The 23,142-nt window shown below is 31.8% G+C and carries 22 protein-coding genes, 1 tRNA gene and 1 other annotated feature; of the genes, 19 read left to right on the top strand and 4 right to left on the bottom strand.

All coding sequences use genetic code 11. The annotated features are described in order from the left end of the window. Positions 1–62 precede the first annotated feature (62 nt). The 6 genes from DMR38_RS19630 to DMR38_RS19605 are packed head-to-tail and all read left to right on the top strand — an operon-like array spanning position 63 to position 6,476. Positions 63–1,298 carry a CoA transferase gene (locus tag DMR38_RS19630; protein WP_127723205.1) on the top strand — a complete coding sequence of 412 codons (1,236 nt, stop codon included), beginning with the start codon at positions 63–65 and terminating at the stop codon, positions 1,296–1,298. 5 nt (positions 1,299–1,303) lie between these two features. Next, entirely contained in the window at positions 1,304–2,446 is a 1,143-nt protein-coding gene (locus tag DMR38_RS19625) for an acyl-CoA dehydrogenase family protein (protein ID WP_127723203.1), read from the top strand. Between the two features lie 12 nt (positions 2,447–2,458). Beyond that, complete coding sequence (locus tag DMR38_RS19620; protein ID WP_127723201.1) at positions 2,459–3,247, top strand: electron transfer flavoprotein subunit beta/FixA family protein; 789 nt, start codon at positions 2,459–2,461, stop codon at positions 3,245–3,247. A 16-nt stretch (positions 3,248–3,263) separates the two neighbouring features. Further along, on the top strand, positions 3,264–4,274 hold the full coding sequence (locus DMR38_RS19615) for an electron transfer flavoprotein subunit alpha/FixB family protein (protein WP_127723199.1): 1,011 nt from the start codon (positions 3,264–3,266) through the stop codon (positions 4,272–4,274). 31 nt (positions 4,275–4,305) lie between these two features. Then, positions 4,306–6,021, top strand: a complete 1,716-nt coding sequence (fadK, locus tag DMR38_RS19610) for a medium-chain fatty-acid--CoA ligase (protein WP_127723197.1) — start codon at positions 4,306–4,308, stop codon at positions 6,019–6,021. After that, positions 5,949–6,476 carry a hypothetical protein gene (locus tag DMR38_RS19605; protein ID WP_127723195.1) on the top strand — a complete coding sequence of 176 codons (528 nt, stop codon included), beginning with the start codon at positions 5,949–5,951 and terminating at the stop codon, positions 6,474–6,476. Before fadK ends, DMR38_RS19605 begins: the two co-directional genes overlap by 73 nt. Here DMR38_RS19605 and DMR38_RS19600 read toward each other — a convergent pair. After that, the gene (locus DMR38_RS19600) at positions 6,460–7,359 is read right to left on the bottom strand and encodes a LysR family transcriptional regulator (RefSeq protein WP_127723193.1); all 900 of its coding nucleotides are present in this window, start codon (positions 7,357–7,359) and stop codon (positions 6,460–6,462) included. The genes DMR38_RS19605 and DMR38_RS19600 overlap by 17 nt on opposite strands. Positions 7,360–7,496: 137 nt before the next feature. Between DMR38_RS19600 and DMR38_RS19595 the strand changes: the two genes are divergently transcribed. The 3 genes from DMR38_RS19595 (at position 7,497) to DMR38_RS19585 (ending at position 10,002) form a co-directional block, all read left to right on the top strand. Beyond that, positions 7,497–8,795, top strand: a complete 1,299-nt coding sequence (locus tag DMR38_RS19595; protein ID WP_127723191.1) for an MFS transporter — start codon at positions 7,497–7,499, stop codon at positions 8,793–8,795. Positions 8,796–8,810: 15 nt separating this feature from the next. Then, positions 8,811–9,197, top strand: a complete 387-nt coding sequence (locus DMR38_RS19590; protein ID WP_127723181.1) for a thioesterase — start codon at positions 8,811–8,813, stop codon at positions 9,195–9,197. Positions 9,198–9,456: 259 nt separating this feature from the next. Next, positions 9,457–10,002, top strand: coding sequence for an NADH peroxidase (locus tag DMR38_RS19585; protein WP_127723179.1), 546 nt, complete (start codon positions 9,457–9,459; stop codon positions 10,000–10,002). 70 nt (positions 10,003–10,072) lie between these two features. Here DMR38_RS19585 and DMR38_RS19580 read toward each other — a convergent pair whose 3' ends face one another. Continuing rightward, the gene (locus DMR38_RS19580; RefSeq protein WP_127723177.1) at positions 10,073–11,347 is read right to left on the bottom strand and encodes an Ig-like domain-containing protein; all 1,275 of its coding nucleotides are present in this window, start codon (positions 11,345–11,347) and stop codon (positions 10,073–10,075) included. A gap of 403 nt (positions 11,348–11,750) precedes the next feature. On the opposite strand from DMR38_RS19580, the gene DMR38_RS19575 reads away from it, so the two are divergent. The 6 genes from DMR38_RS19575 to nth all read left to right on the top strand — a co-directional run bounded on the left by DMR38_RS19575 (position 11,751) and on the right by nth (position 17,188). Further along, a complete protein-coding gene (locus tag DMR38_RS19575) occupies positions 11,751–12,578 on the top strand; it encodes a YihY/virulence factor BrkB family protein (protein ID WP_127723175.1) in 828 nt (275 codons plus the stop codon). Positions 12,579–12,818: 240 nt separating this feature from the next. Then, positions 12,819–13,059, top strand: a binding site (T-box leader). Between the two features lie 90 nt (positions 13,060–13,149). Further along, complete coding sequence (gene cysK / locus DMR38_RS19570) at positions 13,150–14,061, top strand: cysteine synthase A (protein ID WP_127723173.1); 912 nt, start codon at positions 13,150–13,152, stop codon at positions 14,059–14,061. Between the two features lie 105 nt (positions 14,062–14,166). Next, positions 14,167–14,760 (top strand): serine O-acetyltransferase EpsC, encoded by a 594-nt coding sequence (epsC, locus tag DMR38_RS19565; protein WP_013240527.1) that lies wholly within the window; start codon positions 14,167–14,169, stop codon positions 14,758–14,760. Positions 14,761–14,785: 25 nt separating this feature from the next. Then, the gene (gene queG / locus DMR38_RS19560) at positions 14,786–15,763 is read left to right on the top strand and encodes a tRNA epoxyqueuosine(34) reductase QueG (protein WP_127723171.1); all 978 of its coding nucleotides are present in this window, start codon (positions 14,786–14,788) and stop codon (positions 15,761–15,763) included. Between the two features lie 63 nt (positions 15,764–15,826). Further along, positions 15,827–16,528: a lysophospholipid acyltransferase family protein gene (locus tag DMR38_RS19555; protein ID WP_127723169.1), complete on the top strand. Its 702-nt coding sequence runs from the start codon at positions 15,827–15,829 to the stop codon at positions 16,526–16,528. Between the two features lie 15 nt (positions 16,529–16,543). Beyond that, a complete protein-coding gene (gene nth, locus DMR38_RS19550; RefSeq protein ID WP_127723167.1) occupies positions 16,544–17,188 on the top strand; it encodes an endonuclease III in 645 nt (214 codons plus the stop codon). Between the two features lie 243 nt (positions 17,189–17,431). On the opposite strand, the gene DMR38_RS19545 is transcribed toward nth, so the two are convergent. Then, positions 17,432–18,670 carry a competence/damage-inducible protein A gene (locus tag DMR38_RS19545; protein ID WP_127723165.1) on the bottom strand — a complete coding sequence of 413 codons (1,239 nt, stop codon included), beginning with the start codon at positions 18,668–18,670 and terminating at the stop codon, positions 17,432–17,434. 258 nt (positions 18,671–18,928) lie between these two features. Between DMR38_RS19545 and DMR38_RS19540 the strand changes: the two genes are divergently transcribed. From DMR38_RS19540 to DMR38_RS19525, 4 genes are all read left to right on the top strand, one after another. Beyond that, a complete protein-coding gene (locus DMR38_RS19540) occupies positions 18,929–20,086 on the top strand; it encodes a VanW family protein (RefSeq protein WP_127724179.1) in 1,158 nt (385 codons plus the stop codon). A 54-nt stretch (positions 20,087–20,140) separates the two neighbouring features. After that, positions 20,141–20,227, top strand: a tRNA-Leu gene (locus DMR38_RS19535). Between the two features lie 300 nt (positions 20,228–20,527). Continuing rightward, complete coding sequence (locus DMR38_RS19530; protein WP_127723163.1) at positions 20,528–20,923, top strand: hypothetical protein; 396 nt, start codon at positions 20,528–20,530, stop codon at positions 20,921–20,923. Between the two features lie 501 nt (positions 20,924–21,424). Then, positions 21,425–22,312 (top strand): DMT family transporter, encoded by an 888-nt coding sequence (locus DMR38_RS19525; protein ID WP_127723161.1) that lies wholly within the window; start codon positions 21,425–21,427, stop codon positions 22,310–22,312. Between the two features lie 19 nt (positions 22,313–22,331). Here the strand turns inward: DMR38_RS19525 and DMR38_RS19520 are convergent, their stop codons facing one another. Continuing rightward, positions 22,332–22,901 (bottom strand): hypothetical protein, encoded by a 570-nt coding sequence (locus tag DMR38_RS19520; protein ID WP_127723159.1) that lies wholly within the window; start codon positions 22,899–22,901, stop codon positions 22,332–22,334. Positions 22,902–23,142 lie beyond the last annotated feature (241 nt).

Genomic DNA, 23,142 nt, shown 5'->3' with positions numbered 1-23,142 from the left:
TTTTATAGCCTTTTGAAATTTTCAAAAGGCTATAAATAAAATATAAGAGCAGGAGGATAAAAATGGAACCTTTAAAAGGGATTAAGGTGGTAGATTTAACCACATATTTAGCAGCTCCTACTACTGCTAGGATTATGGGAGAATGGGGCGCTGACTTAATTAAAATCGAAGCCCCCAAAGGGGATCCAGCAAGAGGACAGGGTTCAGTATTTAATATGCCTTTTAGTGATGAAGAAAATTTGCCATTTGATGTGGCAAATATGGATAAGAGATTTATCACTATAAATTTAAAAACAGAAAGTGGACGAGAAGTTGCTTATAAATTGTTAGAAAAGGCAGATGTATTTATTACAAATACAAGAACAAAATCACTTGTGAAACTAGGTATGGATTATGATACCTTAAAAGAAAAATTTCCAAAACTTATTTTTGCACAGGTTTTAGGATATGGAGAAAAGGGACCTGCAAAAGATAGACCGGGTTTTGATGCTACTTGCTATATGGCAAGAGGAGGTGTCTTAGGCACAACAGTAGATAAAGGTGGTTCTCCAATGAATCCACCTAATGGATATGGAGATTTTCAGGTTTCAATATGTCTTTTATCTGGTATATGCGGAGCTTTGTTTAATAGAGAAAGGACAGGAAAAGGAGATAAGATAACTGTAAGTCTTCAGCATGCTGCATCATTTATGTTAAGCGTTGCTATGATTTCAGCACAATATGGAAATGAATATCCAAAGAGCCGAAAAGAAGTTCCAAATCCATTTAATAACTGTTATCGTACGAAGGATAATAAGTGGGTTGTAATGTGCTGTCCTGAATATGATAGAGATTACGATAAAATTATGAATTTATTAGATGTTAAAGATATGGTAGGAAATAAAAAATACAATAATTGTGCAAAAATAAATTCAGATAAGCTAAATCATGAAGTAGTAGATATACTTGATGAGGCTATTTCCAAGATTAATAGGGATGATTTGTTGAAAATACTTGAAGAAAATGAGCTGCCGTGTGAAGCAGCAAATGAGCCTTTGGATGTTTATAAAGATGAGCAGGTTTGGGCAAACAATATTTTAACTAAAGTAGATTACCCTTCAGGAAAAAGAATGGTTCCTACTAATCCAATTTTATTTGGTTCTATGCCGGAACCTATAATAAAAACTTGTAAACCTCAAGGTGCACATACAGAGGAAATCATGAAAGAATTGGGTTACAGCAGCAGTGAGGTTGAAGAATACATAAACGAAGGAGCTGTAGCTGGATTGAAACTGCTAAAAAATAATGGGGAGGGTTAAAATTAATGAGCTTATTATATACAAAGGAACAAAAAGAATTAATTGCTCTTGTAAAAGAAATGGCAGAAAATGAAATCAAACCACATGTTCAGGAGCTGGATGAAAAGGGCGAATGTCCAAGAGAATTGTTTAAATATGCCTTTGATATGGGACTTCATATGCTTGAGATTCCAGAAGAATATGGTGGAACAGGACTGAGTTATGAAACTACAGCTATGATTTTTGAAGAGCTTGCAAAGGTAGATGCAGGATATGCAATTACACTTGTTACTACATTTGTTGCTTTGAGAAATGTAATTCTTTCTGGTACCAAAGATCAGGGCAAATATTTTGCAGATATAATTGGAAAAGGAAATTTTGCGGGTTTCGCTCTTACAGAGCCAAATGCAGGTTCTGACCCTGCAGGAATGAGAGGAACAGCTGTAAAAGATGGTGATGAATATATATTGAACGCAACAAAAACATTTATCACTAATGGTGCACTGGCTTCTGTGTTTGTAGGAATCTTTAAAACAAACCCTGAAGCAGGCAATAAAGGTATTTCAGCTTTTATAGTAGATGCAAATACACCGGGAATTACTATTGGAAAACATGAAGACAAAATGGGTCTTCGTTTATCAAATACTACAGATGTTACTTTTGAAAATGTAAGAGTCCCAGCTTCTAATATGCTTGGAGAGGAAGGCTCAGGATTTAAACTTGCATTAAATTCTCTTAACTTATCTAGAGCTTTTGTTGCTACATTAGCAGTAGGTATTATGCAGAGGGCTTTGGATGAATCTGTAAAGTATGCAAAAGAAAGAAAGCAGTTTGGCAAGCCTATAATTAAATTTCAAATGGTACAACAGATGCTTGCAGATATGGCAATAAAAATAGAAGCTTCTAGAGCACTTGTAAATAATACTATGAAGTTAATGGATAATGGAAATCTTGTTCGTAAAGAAGGTGCCATTACTAAAGCATTTGTATCTGATTGTGCACAGGAAGTTACGTCAAATGCAGTTCAGATTTTCGGCGGATATGGATACAGCAAGGAATATCCAGTTGAAAAGCTTATGAGAGACTGCAAAGTGTTCCAGATTTTTGAAGGAGCTAATCAGATTCAAAGAATGACAATAGCCGGTGCATTAGAGAAGGAATATAAGTAGGGGGGAAGAGAAATGAACATCGTTGTTTGTATAAAACAGGTTCCTGATACAACAGAAATTAAAATTGATCCAGTTAAAAATACATTAATTCGAAAAGGCGTTCCAAGTATTCTAAATCCATTTGACAAAAATGCATTAGAGCAAGCACTTCGTTTAAAAGATCAATATGGAGCTACTGTAACAGCAATTTCCATGGGACCTGATAACGCAAAAGAAGTTTTAAGGGAAGCCCTTTCCATGGGTGCAGATAAAGCATACTTAGTTACAGATAGAGCTTTTGGAGGATCTGATACCTATGCAACTAGTTATATTTTATCAAAAGCAATTGAAAAACTAGGACCATTTGATTTTGTATTCGTAGGTAAACAGGCAATTGATGGAGATACAGGACAGACAGGTTCAAGTATTGCAGAACATTTGGAGATTTCCAGGTTAAGTTATGTGCTTGATATTAAAATGGAAGGCCAAAAGTGTGTAGTAGAGCGTCAAGTGGAAGAAGGAACTGAAATAGTTGAAACAAAACTTCCTGTTTTATGTACTTTGACAAAAGAAAGTAATAAACCAAGATATGCAACTATTAAGGGGAAAATTGACTCTTTAAAAGCAGAAATAGGAGAAATTCACTTAGATGATATTAAGGATATAGATACTACAAAAATAGGTCTTAAAGGTTCACCAACAAGAGTAAAAGCAACTTTCACACCAAAACGTCAGGCAAGTGGTGAAGTAATGAAAGTTGTAAATCCTGAAAAAACAGCAAAAGAGTTAGTTGGCAAGCTGTTAGAAGCAAAATTAGTTTAAGGGGGAGGCTTTGGTTATGAATTTCGATGAGTATAAAGACGTATGGGTATTTATAGAATGCTTCCAGGGACAACCAAAGAATGTTGGTTTTGAACTGCTGGGACAAGGTAGAATTTTAGCAGATGGCTTAAAGCAGAAATTATGTGCCGTAGTTATAGGCAGTGATGTAGAAGATGCGGTTAAGGGTGCAAGCAGTCATGGTGCAGATAAAGTTTATGTTGTGCAGGGAGAAGAATATAAAAATTATTCTTCAGATGTATATGGAGATGCATTTTTAAAACTATGTCACAAGTATAATCCCAATACCATTTTGATAGGTGCAACTATAAGAGGCAGAGAGCTTGGTTCTAAAATTGCAGTTAGTTTGAGAACGGGGCTTACTGCAGATTGTACTGCTTTAAGTGTAGAAGAGGGTACTGGAAATGTTGTATGGGAAAGACCTGCATTTGGAGGAAATCTTTATGCACAGATACTTTGCAGTGAGACTAGACCACAGATGGGAACTGTAAGACCTGGTGCATTTAAGAAACCACAGGAAAATAAAAATAATCGTCCAGAAATTATTAAAGAGACTATTAATATAGATAAAAATTCCATTTTAACAAAAGTAGTTGATTTTATTAAATCCAAAGAAGATTCTGGAGTCAAGCTTGAAGAAGCTGAGTATATAGTATCTGGCGGCAGAGGAATGAAAAATGGAGAAAACTTTAAGATGTTACAACAACTTGCAGATTTACTTGGTGGAACAATAGGAGCATCAAGAGCTGCTGTAGATTCTGGATGGATTCCACAGACAAAGCAGGTAGGGCAGACAGGCAAAACAGTTTCTCCAAAAGTATATATTGCATGTGGAATTTCCGGTGCTGTACAGCATTTAGCTGGAATGAGCTCTTCAGATACAATTATTGCAATTAATAAAGATGAAACTGCACCAATATTTGAAGTGGCAGATTATTGTATAGTAGGGGACCTATTTGAAGTCGTTCCAGCACTTATAAAGGAAATTAGTTCAGTAAAAAATCTTTAATTGTGTTCTTTTTATAAGGAGATATGACGTGATGGATGAAATTAAAATAAATGATAGCCAAAAAAAATTGTATGAAAAAATGGGCTATTGGGGTAAAAAAACACTCTTAGATTACTGGCATACGTCGGTAAAAATGTATAGAGATAAGGAATTTGTAGTAGATGATAGAGGATACCGCTATACCTATGGGCAATTGGATGAAAAAGCAGGTATTGTTGCTTCCTATTTTCTCAGCATTGGAGTAAAGCCTCTAGATGTTATTTCTTTTCAAATACCAGTATGGAGTGAATTTGTAATTGTTACTATTGCATGTATGAAGGTAGGAGCTGTTGTTAACCCGATTGGCATGTGCTATAGTGGTCGGGAAGTTTTGTATCTTTTGAATTTATGTAAAAGTAAAGTTTTCCTTTGCCCTACATGGTATAACAAGACAAATTATGAAAAATTGATTCTATCAGTCAAAATGGACATAAAAAGTTTAAAACACATTGTATTACTTGACAATCTAAAAGAGAAGGAAAGCAGTATCACTACTTTGACAGAAATATTATCATCACATTTTCCACTAAAGTTAAAAGATGAAATAAAAGTTAATAGCAATGATGTTGCGGCTGTTCTTTGTACATCCGGTACTACTGGATGTGCAAAGGGAGCTATGTTGACCCATAACAACATAATATTTAGTGAGAAATACTTTAGTAAGGAACTTGGCATTACAAAAGATGATATCATGTTTATGCCGGCACCTTTAAATCATGCAACTGGATTTCACCATGGAATTATTGCACCTATGCTCATTGGATCAAAAGTGGTTTTACAGCAAAAGTTTAAAAGTAAAAAGGCAATAGAACTTATGAATAGAGAAAAATGTACCTGGTCAATGGGAGCTACACCATTTATATACGATATTTTGAAAAATATTAGAGAGGATGAACTTTACCTTAGTTCGTTAAAATTTTATCTTTGTGGTGGAGCTGTGGTACCGGAAGAAATGGTAAGACAAGCCTATGAATATGGAATAAAACTATGTGAAGTTTACGGATCTACGGAAAGTGTTCCCCATGTATTTGTAAGGCCGGATGAAAATATTGAGTTAACATTTGGTACTGCAGGAAGGACCATGGAAGGTGTAGAAGTTAAAATTGTAAATGAAAATAGAAAAGAAATACTACCTGGAAATCTGGGGGAAGAAGTATCGAGAGGTCCAAATGTATTTGTAGGATATATAGGTGATAAAATAGCTACAAATAAGGTACTGGATGATGAAGGATGGTTTTATAGTGGAGATTTATGTGTAAGTGATACAAGTGGGAATATTAATATCATTGGGAGAAAAAAAGACATAATTGTTAGAGGTGGTGAAAATCTTAACTCTAACCATATAAGTCAGTATATTTCAAAATTTCCACTAATTAAAGATGAGGCAGTTATTGGAATGCCTGATAAGCGCCTAGGTGAACGAATTTGTGCTTATGTTGTATTGAAAAAAGAAGTTAATTCTCTGAAATTAGAAGAACTTTTAGAGTACATGGAAAAGGAAAAAATCCCTAAAAGATATTGGCCGGAACACCTAGAGATTATAGATAAAATTCCTAGAACTGACAGTGGAAAGGTGAAAAAAAATTTATTGGCAAAGGATTTGAAAGTTCGAATGAGTAGACAGGAGGAGTCAAGTTGGAAGGGCGAGAATTCGGTCCAAGAAGATCAAGAGAAACCACAAAACCAAGGGTTGTGTGCCCCAAGTTAATATTTTATCATTGTAAACATTGTGGAAATGTATTTCAGTTAACAAGCATGGGAAAGGGAATATCTCCAATGTGTTGTGATGAAAAAATGGAGATACTTTCTACAAAAAATCCTTCAGAAGTTTCAGATGATATAATTATTGATTACAAAATTACAGGTGGGTACAATGAAAATGTGGTAGAAGTCTTTTGGAAAATAGAGAATGAAGCTATTTCTGTTGAATGGATTTATCTTAGGACATTTACAGGTGGACAGTTAAAGTATGTGACAAATCATAAAAAGACATCTTTTGTATTTGCTTTGGCAGATGAAGATGCATATGTTTACTGTGACGAAGATCCATGCCTTGAATGTACCTTTAGATGTAAAAGGGGATTTGAAATTTATGCATATATGAAAGATAAAGCAATTGTTAAAATCCCTTTAGAGAGAATGCATGCTAATTGGCAGTCCTAACTTTATGACTTTTACTCTTTTTAATCATATAATTTGAAAACATTTTCACAGCTATAGAATGGTAATTATTTTTATTATAGGCCATATATACTGTACGTGTATTGTTTGGTGTATTTAGTTTTATAATTTTTAACTTATGAAATTGGAGTAAAAAAGAGGTACGTGCAGTAATAGCAGCTACATTTGTTGAACATACCATTCCACCAATAGTTATTTCATCGTCAAAATCATAACTTACATGAAGGCCATAAGGTTTTAAGAGTTCCATTATAGTTTTGCCAATAGGTAAGCTTTGTCGATATGTGATTAATGGATAGTCACCAATATCTTGCAAATTAATGATTTTTTCTTTTGCCAATGGATGTTTATCGTTTACAACAAGGACAAGTTCTTGATCAAGAATTGGAATAAACTCAATGTTAGGTTCATTTTCCAAAATGGAACAGAAGCCGATATCATATTTTTCTGACTTGATTCCAGCTATAACATCTAAAGTCATGCCGGTAAAAATGTTAAATTTGGTTTTTAAATTTACAGTATGTAAATACTTGTTTATTGCATTTGGCAAAAAATTTCCGCATAAGGTAGGAATGCATCCTATATCAATAATTCCTCCAACAATACCAGATGATTCTTTTAGGCATTCAATCCCTTTTTCTAATTCACTTAAAGAATTGCACACGTATTGGTAAAAAACTTTTCCGTATTTCGTAAGTTTAATTTTTCGACCTTGTCTATGAAATAATTCTAAACCAATTTCTTCTTCTAAGGATGAAATGGCTTCGCTTAGACTTGGTTGGGTTATATATAATTCTTTAGCAGCTTGAGTAAAATGCTGTATCTCAGATAATTTTTTAAAATAATATAATTGATTTAAGTTCATAGTGTACCTCCCTGTAAATTTATACTCATATTTGTTAATATTTTAGCATATTTCGATAAAATATTCCACAATTATGGTATAGTTTAACAGGAAAAAATAAAACTAATTAATAGATTAAATAGAAGGGAGAAATGAATATGATTTCAGAAGTTGAAAGCGTTGGTAAAAGCGTTGGTAAGAAGAGGTGGGAGATTGTTTTACTTTTAACTCTGTGCTACTTGATTTTATATATGGATAGATCATGTATGTCAATGGCAGGTCCCTCTATGATGAATTACTTTCACTGGAATGCAAGTCAGTTTGGATTGGTTTCTACAGCTTTCTTCATTGGTTATGCTTGTACTCAAATTTTAGGTGGATGGTTAGCTGACAAATTTGGTGGAGGCAAAGTTGTAATGTTTGGTGCGATATGGTGGTCAGTATTTGTTTTCTTAACCCCATTTGGAGCAACCTTAGGTCTTATGATAGTAATTCGTATTGTTATGGGAATGGGAGAAGGAGTTTCGTTACCGGCTATGTCTACAATTATTGCAAAATGGGTACCAAAGAAAGAATCAGGACTAGCATGGGGAATAAGTATAATGGGTGTTTCTATGGGAATTGCTCTTGCTATGCCTATCTCTGCATGGATTATAAAAACTTGGAGTTGGCAGATGGTATTTCACTCCTTTGCTTTTCTTGCACCTATTTGGGTAATTATTTGGTGGAAGTTTGGAAAAGATAAACCAGAAGATCATCCTAGTGTAAGTAAAGAGGAATTACAATATATAAGAGTAGACGATAATATATCAGAAAATTCAGGAAAAAGAACTATTTTAAGTTCAAAAGATATATTTTCTACTCCATCTGTATGGACGGGTGCACTTTCATTTTTCTGTACTAACTATTTATTTTACTTATTTATGACATGGCTTCCTACGTACTTTGTTAAAGGTAGAGGATTTGCAATGGGTACAAGTGCTATTTATACAATGATGCCTTATATTGTTGCAACTTTTACATATCCATTTGGTGGATGGTTAGCTGATAAAGCAGCTAAAAAGTTTGGAGATAACATGGGAAGAAAATTATTTCCTCTTCTTGGTATGGTTGGAGCAGGTGTTCTGCTTATACTAGGGTCTAAGGCTTCTAGTGCTATTTCAGCAGTAGTATTGATATCTATATCAAATGGAGTATTATGTCTTACTATGGGTGGATATTATTCAATGCCAATGATTTTCTCTTCAACTAATGCAGGTAAAATTACTGGACTTTATGCAACCTTTGCTACAATTGGAGGTATATTAGCTCCACTTCTTACTGGAATTATGGTTGATGCTCACGGATATACAAGTGCACTCTACTTAGGTGCAGGAATATCTATACTTGGTGCTGTTATATTACTTACAAGTAGGGTTCGTCCTATTGTACCTATAGCTGAAAGAGGAAACAATTAAGGAGCCGATGATTAAATGGATTTTAGCAAACTATTTAAAGTTGGAAGCACATATGTTAGTGAGTATATAGTAAAGCCTGAAGATACAGCTAATTTTATTGGAAATAAAGGTGTTGTTATGTTATCTACGCCTGCTATGATAAAGTATATGGAATATACAACTTTACATATAGTAGACGATGTTATACCTAAAAATTATAGACCTGTTGGAACTAAAATTGATGTTGAACATATAAAACCAATACCTGCAAATATGAAAGTTATTATAAAAGTAACATTAATATCAATTGAAGGTAAAAAATTGCGTTATAATATAGAAGCTTTCAATGAAAAAAATTGTAAAGTAGGGTTTGGAATATATGAACAACAAATAGTTAATCTAGAACAATTTTTAAATAGATAGTAAAAATTAATAAAACCGATAAATTTTTTGAGTTATTTAGGATAAAAATATATATGAAGCATTTGCTTAAAGGTTTTAAAATTGAACCTTCTAATCAAATAAGAATAAATACATTATAGGTATACCTATAATGTATTTATTTTATATAAAATGAAAATTATTTTATAAAAACTATTGCAAAACAATAATTAATATTATATAATAATTTATGTCAAGGGAAATAAAAATTATATGAAATAACTTTAAGGAGGAATTTTAAATGAAAAAATTTGTTTGTGCTGTTTGTGGATATGTTTATGAAGGTGAAAATCCACCAGAAAAATGTCCTGTATGTGGTGCACCATCAGATAAATTTGTTGAAAAGGCAGAAGGCGAGATTAGTTGGGCAGATGAACATAAAATAGGAGTTGCTAAAGGTGTAGATGAAAAAGTATTAGAAGAATTGAGAGCTAACTTTACTGGAGAATGTTCTGAAGTAGGAATGTACCTTGCTATGAGCCGTCAAGCTGATAGAGAAGGTTATCCAGAAGTTGCAGAAGCATATAAAAGAATAGCTTTTGAAGAAGCAGAGCATGCAGCTAAATTTGCAGAATTATTGGGAGAAGTAGTATTACCTGATACAAAGAAAAATTTGCAGATGAGAGTAGATGCAGAGACAGGTGCTTGTAAAGGAAAAAAGGATTTAGCTACTTTAGCTAAAAAATTAAACTATGATGCAATTCATGATACAGTACATGAAATGTGTAAAGATGAAGCAAGACATGGAGCTGCTTTCCAGGGATTGTTGAATAGATATTTTAAATAAACAGTAGTCATCTGATAAATGCAAATGACTGATACACTAAGTAATTAATGTATCAGTCATTTTTAATATTTTATGCTAAATACATAAAATAAGATATAGCATCTTTTGTTGGAGTTTGAAAATCTATATTTCTCTTATGGTAGGCATTATTGTTGTAGTCATAACCTTGATTATCACAAATATATGCATAATCAAAACTTTTTGGATCTACCCATTTCATGAATGTATATGTATGCGTAGGACCATTCCCATAAGAAATGGTAAAACATATATCTCCTGGTAAAAGTTTAGATAAATCTGTAGAAGTTTGCCATCCTCTGCTTTGAAGCTGGGATGTAAGTTGCTTAGTATTTGCTACAGCTTCTGGAAGATCAGTCATTCCGGCTCTTCTAAGAGCTTCACTTGCATAATATACACAGTTATTACTTGTGTCTCCACCGTGAAGTTCAATAGCTCTGTCTAGTACAGATTGTCTATTATCATAATTCATAAGATAATTATAAAGGTTTGTCCCAATTTGAGATTGAATTCTATAGTCATTCATAATAGACGGTACAGGTTGGAATGCTTTTATGGTTAAATTTAACGTTATTGGTTTACTATATCCATCAACAGTACCTGTATAAGCATATACACCTGGTATGCTTGTCATGTCTACGGATTTATTCCAAGATACATTTACAGAAGTAGTAGTATCATTTGACATTTTAGCAGTTACTTTTGTAGGTAGAGTGTATTCATCTTCCTGATTTATAGTTACACTTATGTTGTCTATAGAAGATATAACTGGGGCTGTTTTAAATTCTACTACAGTAGGATTTTTAAGTGTTCTGTTATATTTGGATACTATATTCCCACTTATAGTTAAGGTATAGTCTGTGTCTGGATTACAAACATTTGTAGGTGATACGATAACTGACATTCCATAATCTGGTGAAGATAAAGTTAGAGGAACTTCAGTATTATTATTGTCAACTAGTCTTATTTTACCACTTAAGGAGTTTACATCTACTGGCTGGTTAAAGCTTACTTTCCACTTTTTGTTTACAGGAATACTAACTTTTACAATGGTATCGTAGTTTGTGCTTTGGTTAACGTTTGAATTAGCTTTTTCTGGAGTATTGTTTTCGCTGGTGCTTTTATCATAGCTGCTATTAGTGTTACCATCAATAGTTTTTGAATTAGAAATATCTTTATTAGTATCTAAACTAGTTGAAGCGGTAACAGTTGATACCTCAGAAGACTTGTCCATATTATTTGCAGCTAATGCAATTGTGCAGTGAGAGCTTTGAGCAATTGCATAAATTGCGCAAAATAATACGAAGTTTTTAATAAGTTTCTTCACTTTTTAATCGCTTCTTTCTATTTTAATTTTAATTTATATAAAAAATATGCCATATCTATTAAGTTAAGTTTTATCCCATTACTCCACCGAACTTTGTAAAAGTAATTTGCACAAAATCATAGACTTTAGTTATCTGATTTTTTTCAAGGTGGAGGAAAGAATAGTTGTATCTCTAGATAAGTTCAATAGATTTAGACATATTTGCTTATAATTTTTTATGTAAAAGGGCAAAATTATAATAACAAATAAGAGTATAGCATAATATTAATATATAGTCTATATAGCGGATAATATACAATATTCTGAAGATATATAGACAATTAAATTTAAGGTATTTTCAAAGAAATAACCAGTCAGTATGCTGGTCTGTTTTCTTTCAAATGCATAAAAGAGGAGAATTTTTTTGAAGGAAAGAGCATTTAGTAAATTAAAGGAATTTATTTTTAGATTTATACAAGACGATGTATTAGCGCTGGCTTCACAACTTGCATATAGCCTATTATTTTCTATTTTTCCTTTTTTAGTATTCTTTATAAGCCTTATAGGGTATAGTGATATAAGTAGTAATGATATATTGCTAGTTTTAAGTAATGTATTGCCTAAAAATGCACTGGAATTAATAGAAAATACAGTAATTAAAACTGCTAATAGCAAAAATATTGAACTTTTATGCTTAAGCTTGATTCTTACACTATGGGCTCTATCAGGTGGATTTCATGCTGTTATAAAAGGATTGAATAAAGCATATGATCAAAGAGAAACTAGATCAATATTTAAGATATATATTATATCTATACTATGCACACTAGGAGTAACGTTGATAATATTATGTACTTTATTGTTTTTAGTATTTGGACAAATGCTTGGAAGTTTTTTAGCTTTTCAGTTAGGGATTTCCGAGGGATTTGGATTTTTATGGAATATATTACGATATGTTATTATATTTTTTGGAACCATATTTATATTTGCAGCAGTCTATATTTTTACTCCAAATGTAAGGCTTACGTGGAGAAAAGTATTACCAGGTGCGGTCTTTTCCACTATAGGTATCGTAATAGCTTCTATGGGTTTTGCCTTTTATGTAAATAATTTTGGAAATTATTCTAAAATTTATGGAAGTATAGGAGCTGTAATAGTGCTTTTAACCTGGCTTTTTATTTTATCTACAATAACTATTTTAGGAGGAGAGTTTAACTCAGTATTATTTAAGAAAGAAAAAAATAGATTTTAGTTGTGTTTCCTATACATAAGCTTACTTACTTGTATAAGCCTTTTAAATTTGTATCAATTGATTTTTAGGTCCAGATGGAGTTTGATTACAATTATAACTTTCTCCAGCTAAACATTATATAAGATGGTGATGTGAGCAATGGTTACCATAGGACAAAAAAGTTCTATATAAAATTAAAAATATTATTGACAAAAATTTAGGTAGTTGTATAATATAAATATAAATCATAGTAAAACACTCAAGAATACTTTGAAAAAGAAAAGTAACTTAAATTAAATTTTGCAGAGAAGAAACAGTTGGTGAAAGTTTCTAAATTAAGTTTAGGTGAAGTGCCCTTTGGAGTTATGTGGTCGAATTAATAGTAGATTACATCGGGTTCGCCCGTTATAGTGATAGAACATAGCGCTGTGTTCGATTGAGAGTTGGATTTTTTAAAAATCTAATTAGAGTGGAACCACGGAGTATATACTTCGTCTCTATATAACATATAGAGACGGAGTTTTTTTTGATTTCAAAGTAAATTTCATACTTAAAATATTAATTATTATATAAAATTTTGGGAGGTACTAAAATGATATTTACTAATGCTATAGATATGATAGGTAATACGCCTTTGTTTAAACTTGATAATTTTAAAAATGAGGATGCAGCTGACATATATGTTAAACTTGAAAAATTCAATCCTGGTGGAAGCATTAAAGACAGAGCTGCTCTTGGCATGGTTGAAAGAGCTGAAAGAGAAGGACTTTTAAAAAAAGGTGACACAATAGTGGAGCCAACTAGCGGTAATATGGGTATAGCTCTTGCAATGATAGGAAAATTAAAAGGATATAAAGTTACAATTGTAATGCCAGAAACTATGAGTGTAGAGAGAAGAAATATGATAAAAGCTTATGGGGCAGAACTAGTTTTGACAGATGGAGCTAAAGGCATGAAAGGAGCTATAGAGAAATCTTATGAAATTGGTAAAGATAAAGAGGGTTACTATATACCGCAACAATTTATAAATACTGCTAATCCTAAAAAACATTATGAAACTACAGCAGAGGAAATTTTAGAGGATTTAAAGGATGTAGATGCTTTCGTAGCTGGTGTTGGTACTGGAGGAACAGCAATAGGAGTAGGAGAAAACTTGAAAAAGCACAATAAAGATGTAAAGGTAGTTGCAGTAGAGCCAGCAGGTTCACCAGTTTTGTCAGGAGGTAAAACTGGAGCTCATAAAATACAAGGTATAGGGGCAGGATTTGTACCTGATATCTACAAATCAGAAATTGTAGATGAGATCATAACTGTAACAGATGAAGAAGCTTTTAAATATGCTAAACTTATGGGAAAAGAAGAGGGAATACTAGTTGGTATATCCTCAGGAGCTAATATAGCTGCAGCAATTCAGGTGGCAAAAAAACTTGGAAAAGGTAAAAAAGTAGTAACTGTAGCACCAGATGGAGGAGAGAAATACCTATCCATGGGATTATATGATTAGTATGTAATTCAATCAATTCACAGTGCACAATTGTGCATCGTGCATTGTGAATTGATTACTTAGTATTATTCAAAATTTGATCAATAAATTTGAAAGGAGAAAACAATGAGAAACCCATTTAAGCTATTAGCTTATGATATTAAAAATGCTATGAAAAATGATCCAGCGGCTAGAAATCCGTTAGAGGTTTTTATATTATATCCTTTTATTCATGCTTTGATACAGTATAGAATAGCACATTTTTTTTATAACAAGAAATGTTTCTTTATTGCTAGGTTAATATCACAAATTGCTAGGGGTTTAACTGGAATAGAAATACACCCAGGGGCTAAAATAGGAAAGGGATTATTTATAGATCATGGTATGGGTGTTGTTATAGGTGAGACTGCAGAGGTTGGAGATAATGTAACGCTTTACCATGGAGTGACTTTAGGAGGAACAGGAAAGGATACAGGAAAAAGGCATCCTACAGTAGGAAATAACGTATTTATAGGAAGTGGAGCAAAACTTTTAGGGCCAATAGTTGTAGGCGATAATGTAAAAGTAGGTGCAAATTCAGTAGTTTTGAAAGATATACCAGCAAATTGTACTGTAGTAGGTATACCAGCTAAAGTAGTTAAGGCTGAAAGTAATACTGTTATAGAAATAAAAGACTATGCAGGAAGAAGAAAAAAGATATATAATGAAATGATAATATAATTTCTATAATAAGCAGGTGAAAGGTTTGAACTATAAGGAAGATATATTGAGTTACTGTAATAAGATTGGATTGGATACTATAGGATTTACAAAATGCAGAATATTCACCCAGTTAAAAAATTGTTTTAAATATAGAAAAGAAAATTTGCTTGAAAATGAATTCGAAGAAAAGAATATTGAAAATAGAGTTAATCCATATGTGTATATGGATGGGGGAAAGACAATAATATCCATTGCCTTTCCCTATTTATTTGAAAAGCAACATGAGAAAAATATAAGCTTTTCTCTATATACTAGAGGGAAAGACTATCATGTAGTAGTACGTTATTATTTACAAAAAGTGTGTGATTTTATAAGGGGTTTAGGGGGAAAAGCTGTATACTTTGTAGATAGTAATTCCTTGCCTGAGAGATATATAGCTTTTCAGTGTGGAATAGGGTTTATAGGAAAAAATAATATGATTATTACAGAGAAATATGGGTCTTATGTTTTTTTAGGAGAAATAATAACTGATATAAAAATAGAAGCTGATACTCCACTAGAAAGTAAGTGCGGCAGCTGTAATTTATGCAAAACATCATGTCCTACAGGCGCTTTACTTGGAGATAAAAATTCTAATATATGTATGTCATATATAACTCAAAAAAAACATATAGATAATAAATGGTTTTCACAGTTTCAAGGGAGATTATTTGGATGTGATACTTGCCAAAAAGTATGTCCATATAATAGTAAGGTTGCCTTTTCTAATATACAGGATTTTGAGCCTTTTGATTTTATGAGCAGAGTTGATTTAAATGAAATTGTAGATATGGATAAAAAAACATTTACAGAGAAATACAAAAATACATCCTGTGGATGGAGAGGTAAAAATATTATTCAGAGAAATGCAATTATAAATATGCTTACATTAAATAAAAGTATTAATTTGGAATATAAAAACATAAGGTCTACCTATGTAAAAGATTATTATGATAGACTTTTACAGGTTTTAAAATTATAATTTATATGAGAGAGGTACATTTAGAAAGTATACCATATATAAAAAGGAAAGGTGGATTTATTTATGATTTCTCCATGGGTGGTCAAGCTAATGGGACATCTCCCTAAAGGACTTCTAGCTTATATTTCAAAAAAAATATTAAGTGGTTACTTAAATAGATGTGCAGATATAAAAGTAAAAGGCATTGAAAATTTAAATGAAGTGGAAAGACCTGTAATATTTATCTGCAATCATTTAAGTAATTCTGATGCTCTTGTATTAAGTAGAGTACTTAAATCAGAAAACCTGACTTTTGTAGCAGGTAAAAAACTGAATCAAAATTCTTTAACTCAGCTTGGTATGTGTATTACAAAGACCATCAATATAAAACCAAATAGTGCGGACAAGGATGCTATATCTAAAGTTGTAAAAACCGTAAAAAGTGGTAATAATATACTCATGTTTCCTGAGGGAACGAGAAGTAGAACAGCAAGCTTAGCAAAAGGAAAAAGAGGAGTAGTTTTAATACAGAAGTTAACTAAGGCTGCAATTCTTCCTATCGGTATCTCTGGGACTGAGAAACTTTTACCTATAAGTGACAAGGATATGGCTTTAGAAAGTTTTCATAATGCAGAGGTAAATGTAAACATAGGAAAGCAGATAGATATACCGCCCCAAAATAAAGGTGAAAACAAACATGTATATGAAGACAGAATATCTGATTTATTTATGAAAAAAATAGCAGAACTTTTGCCTGAACAATATAGAGGAATATACAAGGATTAATGAAGGTGATAAAAGTTGGATAAACAAAATGTAGATAATATATTGAAAGTACTGAAAGAAACTTATCCAGAAGCAAAATGTGCATTGAATTTCGAGTCTCCTTATGAATTGTTAGTGTCCACTATGCTTTCAGCTCAATGCACTGATGTAAGAGTAAATAAAGTTACATCAGAATTGTATAAACAATATAATACTCCTGAAAAAATGATATCTCTAACAGAGGAAGAATTAGGAGAAAGGATAAAAAGCTGCGGCTTTTTTAGAAATAAAAGCAAGAATATACTTTCAACTAGCAGAGAACTTATTGAAAAGTACGGTGGAGAGGTACCACATACTATGGAACAGTTGATAGAACTTCCAGGAGTGGGCAGAAAAACTGCGGATGTTGTTTTGTCAAACGCCTTTGGAGTTCCAGCAATTGCAGTGGATACCCATGTATTTAGGGTATCAAATAGACTTGGAATTGCAAAAGGAACTACTCCTCACAAGGTAGAAATGGAACTTATGAAAAATATACCCAAAAGTATGTGGAGTGATTCACATCATTATTTAATATGGCACGGAAGGCGTATATGTAAGTCAAGAAAACCTGATTGTGAACATTGCCCTCTAGCACCTTACTGTGAATATTTCAATCATCCAGAGGAAACTAAATCTTGAAGTTTGAAACTTACATAGAGTTTCTAAATAGAAGTTTTTTCAAAATAGCAGAGTTCAAATAACAAAGAACAGATAAAGATGATTTCCATCGTACCTCAGGAGATCTATAATTTTAATATTTTCTGACGTTAGAAAGAAAATTATCTTTATTTGATATTTGAACTTTGAACTTTGTTTTTTAAAAATATTGCTTCACAATTTCTTAAAGAACAAAGTTGAGTAGTTAACTTTTACTTATAAACTCTACAAATTTATAATGTGTCTTCTTATTAAATCAAGAGCTGTCATAGTAGCCCTTTGCCTTATCACATCTCTGCTGCCAAAGAATTGGCACTTCTTAACATAAGTCTCTCCATTTATGTAAAGTCCTATATATACTAGACCTACAGGTTTTTTGTAAGTACCGCCGCCAGGACCTGCAACTCCTGTAGTAGCTATGCCTATATCGGTATTTGCTGTTTTAGCTATACCTTCTGCCATTTCTTTTGCAGTCTCGGAACTAACAGCAGTAAATTTGTCTAGGGTATCCTTTTTTACCCCTAGTCTTTTCATTTTGGCCTCGTTGGTATAAGTGACAGCACCTTCTTTAAATACAGCAGATATACCAGGATAATTTACAAGTCTTGCAGCTATTAGCCCACCAGTACATGATTCTGCTGAGGATATAGTTAATTCTTTATTTATCAATAATTTTCCTATAGCCTCTTCCATAGTATCATTATCTTCACCATATATATTTATCCCTAGTTTTTCTCTAATTTTAGATTCTACAGGTTTTATAAGCTCTACAGCTTCTTCTTCTGTATTTGCCCGTGCAGTAATTCTAAGTATTGTATCATTTTCCTTTGCATAAGGAGCTACAGTGGGATTTACACTATTATTTATAAGATCTGAGACACTCTCAGCCATAGAACTTTCTCCCATACCGCAAACTCTAAGTGTTTTAGATTTTATTATTCCATTACTATATTTTTTTAAAAATGGAACTACATAATTTTGAAACATAGGCTTTGCCTCTTTTGGAGGACCGGGGAGTATTATTAAAATTTTGCCATTTTGCTCCATACAACAGCCAGGAGCCGTACCATGTGGATTAGGAAATATATAAGCACCTTCAGGAAAGTAAGCTTGCTTTATGTTATTGCCTTCTAAATTTGTTTTCCCTATTTTCTTAAAATAAGATTCTAAATGGTTAAGTGAATTTTTATCTAAAATCATTTCCTTGTTAAAGTATTCGGCACCAGTTTCTTTAGTTAGATCATCTTGTGTAGGCCCAAGCCCTCCAGTTGTAATTATAATGTCAGTTCTTTCAAAAGATTTTCTAAACTCATCTAAAAGTCTCTGAGGATTATCTCCCACAACAGATTGGTGATACACTTCTATACCAAGATCAGCTAATCCTTTGGAAATAAATTGTGCATTTGTATTTACGATATCTCCAAGTAAAATCTCTGTACCAACGCATAATATCTCAGCTTTCATTTATGTATTACCTCCATACTTAAGTATATTTGTAAATCAAACATACTTTTATGATAGCATAAAAGCTATGTTTATTTAATAATAATTAAATCAACTTTTGTACATATAGAATTTTGATTTAATATGAAAACTTTGCGAAGCTTTGCTTCGCAAGTTTTTTAAAACTGCGAAAGTTGAGTAATTAAATTAATAATTTTTATATATAAAAGTTACTGCTCTATAGTATAATAACTATGTGAAAGTGAAGAGGTGATAATGATGAGTGCAAAAAGAAGAACTAGGAAGTCAAAAAGAAAGTCAGGCGGAAGATTAAAAATATTAGGTTTGGCTGCCTTAACTATTTTTTTGAGTATAAGCTGCGGATTTATAGTATATCATTATAATGATATAAAATATTGGGATAACTTAATTTATCCTAAAGTTTCTATAAATAATACGGATCTTTCTGCAAAAACTAAAGATCAGGCTAAGATTATAATGAACGGCGGATATTTAAATAAATTTCAACAGAAACAAATTACTATAACTGCAGGAAGTAAAAGTTATGAATTACCTTATTCGAGTTTAAGTTTTACGTACAACTTGGATGATACAGTAAAGTTGGCCTATTCTTATGGAAAAAGCAGCAATATATTTAAAAAATATGAATTATTAAAGAATCCTAAAAATGTAAACTATAATTTGAAATTTTCTTATAACACCAAAGTTATAGATAATATGGTAAATAAAATTGCAAGTGAAGTTGATACAGAACCTGTGAATGCATCTCTTGAAATGGGAGGAGTGAAGTTTTCAGTAATACCACAGAAAGACGGGGTTAAAGTAGATAAAGAAGCTTTGAAAAAAGATATTGAATCTAAAATAGATAATAATTCAGATCAGGATTTAACTGTAAAAGCAGTGCTCAAAACTACTAAAGCTAAAATAAAGGAAGATGATCTTAAACCTGTTGACACATTAATATCTAATTTTAGTACAGCTTATGGAGGTATATCTTCTGGTGAAAGAGCAAATAACATATCACTTGCTACTAGCAGCATAAATGGACATGTAGTAATGCCAGGAGATACTTTTAGCTTCAATGATGTTGTAGGTCAGAGAACTGCAGCCAAAGGATATGAGGCAGCTCCTGTTATTATTGGAGATAAAGTAGAGTCAGGACTTGGCGGGGGAATATGCCAGGTATCTACGACGCTTTATAATGTAGTTGCTAAAGCAGGACTTACATCTACTGAAAGGACTCATCATACTATGCCTGTTCATTATGTTTCTCAAGGAATGGATGCTACAGTAGATTACGGAAACATAGATTATAAATTTAGAAATGATTTTAAATATCCTATATACATACAAGGCTATACTTCAGGTGGTAACATAGTATTTAATTTGTATTCCAATTCTTCAGTGTCAAAATAAAAGTTACTTATTAACTTAATTAAAAAAGTATGCTATAATAGATAAGTAACTTATGCGGATATGGCGGAACTGGCAGACGCGCTAGATTCAGGTTCTAGTGAGGGAAACTTCATGCAGGTTCAAGTCCTGTTATCCGCACCAATAGAAGAATCAAGGCTTTCAGCGATGGTGTTGGAAGTCTTGATTCTTTATTTTTATTTAACCTGTGCAGATTTTGCAATTCAATACTTTTAATGCCAAATATTGGATTAGGATACCATATAGAGTATTAGATAAGGTGTTAAGAAGAATTATTAATGGCATAACTTTAAAATCACAGGATACTATTAATTGGAAAAGTTATACAGGTATAAAAATAACTAAATTTCTACAAAATATTTACTACTTGTTTGAAAAGTTATAAGCTTATAGGAGTAGATGTTTTGTAGAGGAGATGGGAAAATGGAAGACAAAAATGATAAATTAATTCAAGTTGGAAGGTTTTATCAAAAATTAAACGATATAATTGGTTCAAATTTACCATTACAAAAAATATATCGCTCCAAAGGACTTCCAGCCCATTTAATAAAGGAAAAGCATTTTAATTGTTTAAAACATATAGATGATATATCAAATATCATAAAAAATCCTGATTATGTCGGGATAAATCCAAATGAAAAAGGGGATACTGTAGAATTAATTAAAGTTCTTAATAAAAATATCCTAGTTGGAATAAAGTTAGATGTTGATGAAAATTATTTATATGTCTCTACAATGTATGACATTCAAGAATCAAAGCTTCGGAGAAGGTTACATAGTGGAAGAGTTAAGAAATTTATTATTGACAAAAATAAGTAAAGAATGTATAATAAATATAACAAATGTATATGATAATTATAGGATTATTGAGGTCGGAAATGGTTCCCGACACACTCGAAAGAGTACCTGAGATGATGGATACACCGCCCATCCGATAATCCAAGCGTATATAAGACCTCTGATTGATTTTGGGGGCCTTTTGCTATGCTTAAATTTTTTTAAATATAGTGTCAGTTAAAAATTTTAAGGGCTTGTATAAATATAGATCAGGATTAAATAAAATAGTATGTTACATTTTGCTGTGATATACTAAAATATAAATATACAGCGAATAAGTTTTAGTGAAAAACATGGATGTTTAGTTTATTTGCATCATGGTATTATGAAAGGTGGGAAAAATATATATGTATTTTTCAGATTTATTTGAAAATGATCAACCAGTTGTATCTCTATAATCTAAGATAAAGGTTGATTGTTTGATTAAAATACCTTCTCTTAGATGTTAACTTATATAAATGTAAGAAGATGGAGGTATTAATAATGAAAAAAAGATTGATTGGATCAATATGCTTATTTTTGGCAGCTTGTATATGGGGTGGAATGTATGTAGTTAGTAAATATATACTGGAGTTTATTTCTCCAATTACACTTGTGTGGATTAGATATGCAATTGCCTTTGTAGTTCTGTTTTTAATACTTATGTTTTTTAATTATAAAAAAGGATGTAAGGTAGTTATAAAAAAGAAGGACTGGCTTCTCATTGCATGGATAGGTTTTATAGGATATTTTATTTCTATATGCCTCCAGTTTATGGGCACAAAATTATCAGATGCACATATGGGATCATTAATTACAGCGTCTACACCTGTATTTGTGATTATATTTGCCAGATTCATACTTAAGGAGTTATTTACAAAGAAAAAAATAATCTCTCTAATACTTGCTGCTTTTGGTGTCATCATAGTTATTGGATTGGATTCCATGTTTATGAAACATCTTTTAGGAAATATAATTCTTGTTGGGGCTGCTGTGACCTGGGCGTTATTGTCTGTTTATGTAAAAATAGCATCTAAGCGATTTGATTCACTAATTATAACTACATATGCAATGCTATTTGCTTTAATATTTACCACTCCATTTATGCTAATGCAAAATAATAACTTTGCATTAATACTAAATAACAGAAGTCTCATACTTGGGATGATTTATCTTGGAGTTGTATCTACAGCAGGAGCATTTTTTTTGTGGAATAAAGGAATTGAACTTATGGATACAGGAACTGGATCCCTATTTTTATTTTTTCAGCCTGTTACGGGTTCAATTTTTGGATGGTTCTACCTCCACGAGCAGCTTACATTTGGCTTTTTTATAGGTGGGATACTTATAGTAATTGCAGTGGTTATAGCTACTACAAATGCGGATGATTGATAAAATTAGGAAAATGCTATTACATGGCTTTTTTTTGTAACAGCATTTTTTCTATAATATCGTATATTTCATTCCAATTTAATACCCTGGTGATATTTTGATTTAAAGGCAGGCGGTTGTAGTTTGTGTCTACTAGTAGTACTTTAAAATTATTTTTAGATAATTCAAGGGCATTTTCATAACTATCTTCTATAAATATATCACATTTTAAATTTTTAGCTGTATCTACTTTATGGGTAGAACCGAGGACATAAACACCATTATAAGGTATTTCATATTTATTCAAATATTTGTGCGTTACAATTTCCAGACATTTTTCACGAGCAGTTACAAAATAAATATTATTTAATTCTATGAGTTTTTGTATAACTTCTATGGCATCTTTTCTTATTGTCTCTTCACTATGAAGTTTAAATTTAATTTTATTGTAAAAATCTATATACTCATCTCTTGTTATTCCAATAATTTTATGAAGTTCATATTGGGTTACTTTATCGGCAGTTATATTCTTATTAAAGTATTTATTGGCACTTTCTATCCAGTAATATGGGTCTGTAATTGTTCCGTCAATGTCTATACATATATTCATATTTGATACCTCCTATGTAAATATACTAATATATAATTATTAATAGCATATTAAAACAAAATTAAATCTATGTAAAAATATAATTTGCTAGAAGGATAATATTAACTGGAATATTAAGGAAACAAATGATATAATGTACATATCATAAAAAAACGAAAAAGGGACAGTGATATTATGAGAATTGACAGCAGAAAAAAGTTAATGTTTTCCTGCATTTTTTTAATTTTGATAATGTTTATTT

Source organism: Clostridium sp. AWRP (assembly GCF_004006395.2).
In the GTDB taxonomy this organism is placed as follows: Bacteria; Bacillota; Clostridia; order Clostridiales; family Clostridiaceae; genus Clostridium_B.
This window is presented reverse-complemented; position numbering and strand designations above follow the sequence as displayed.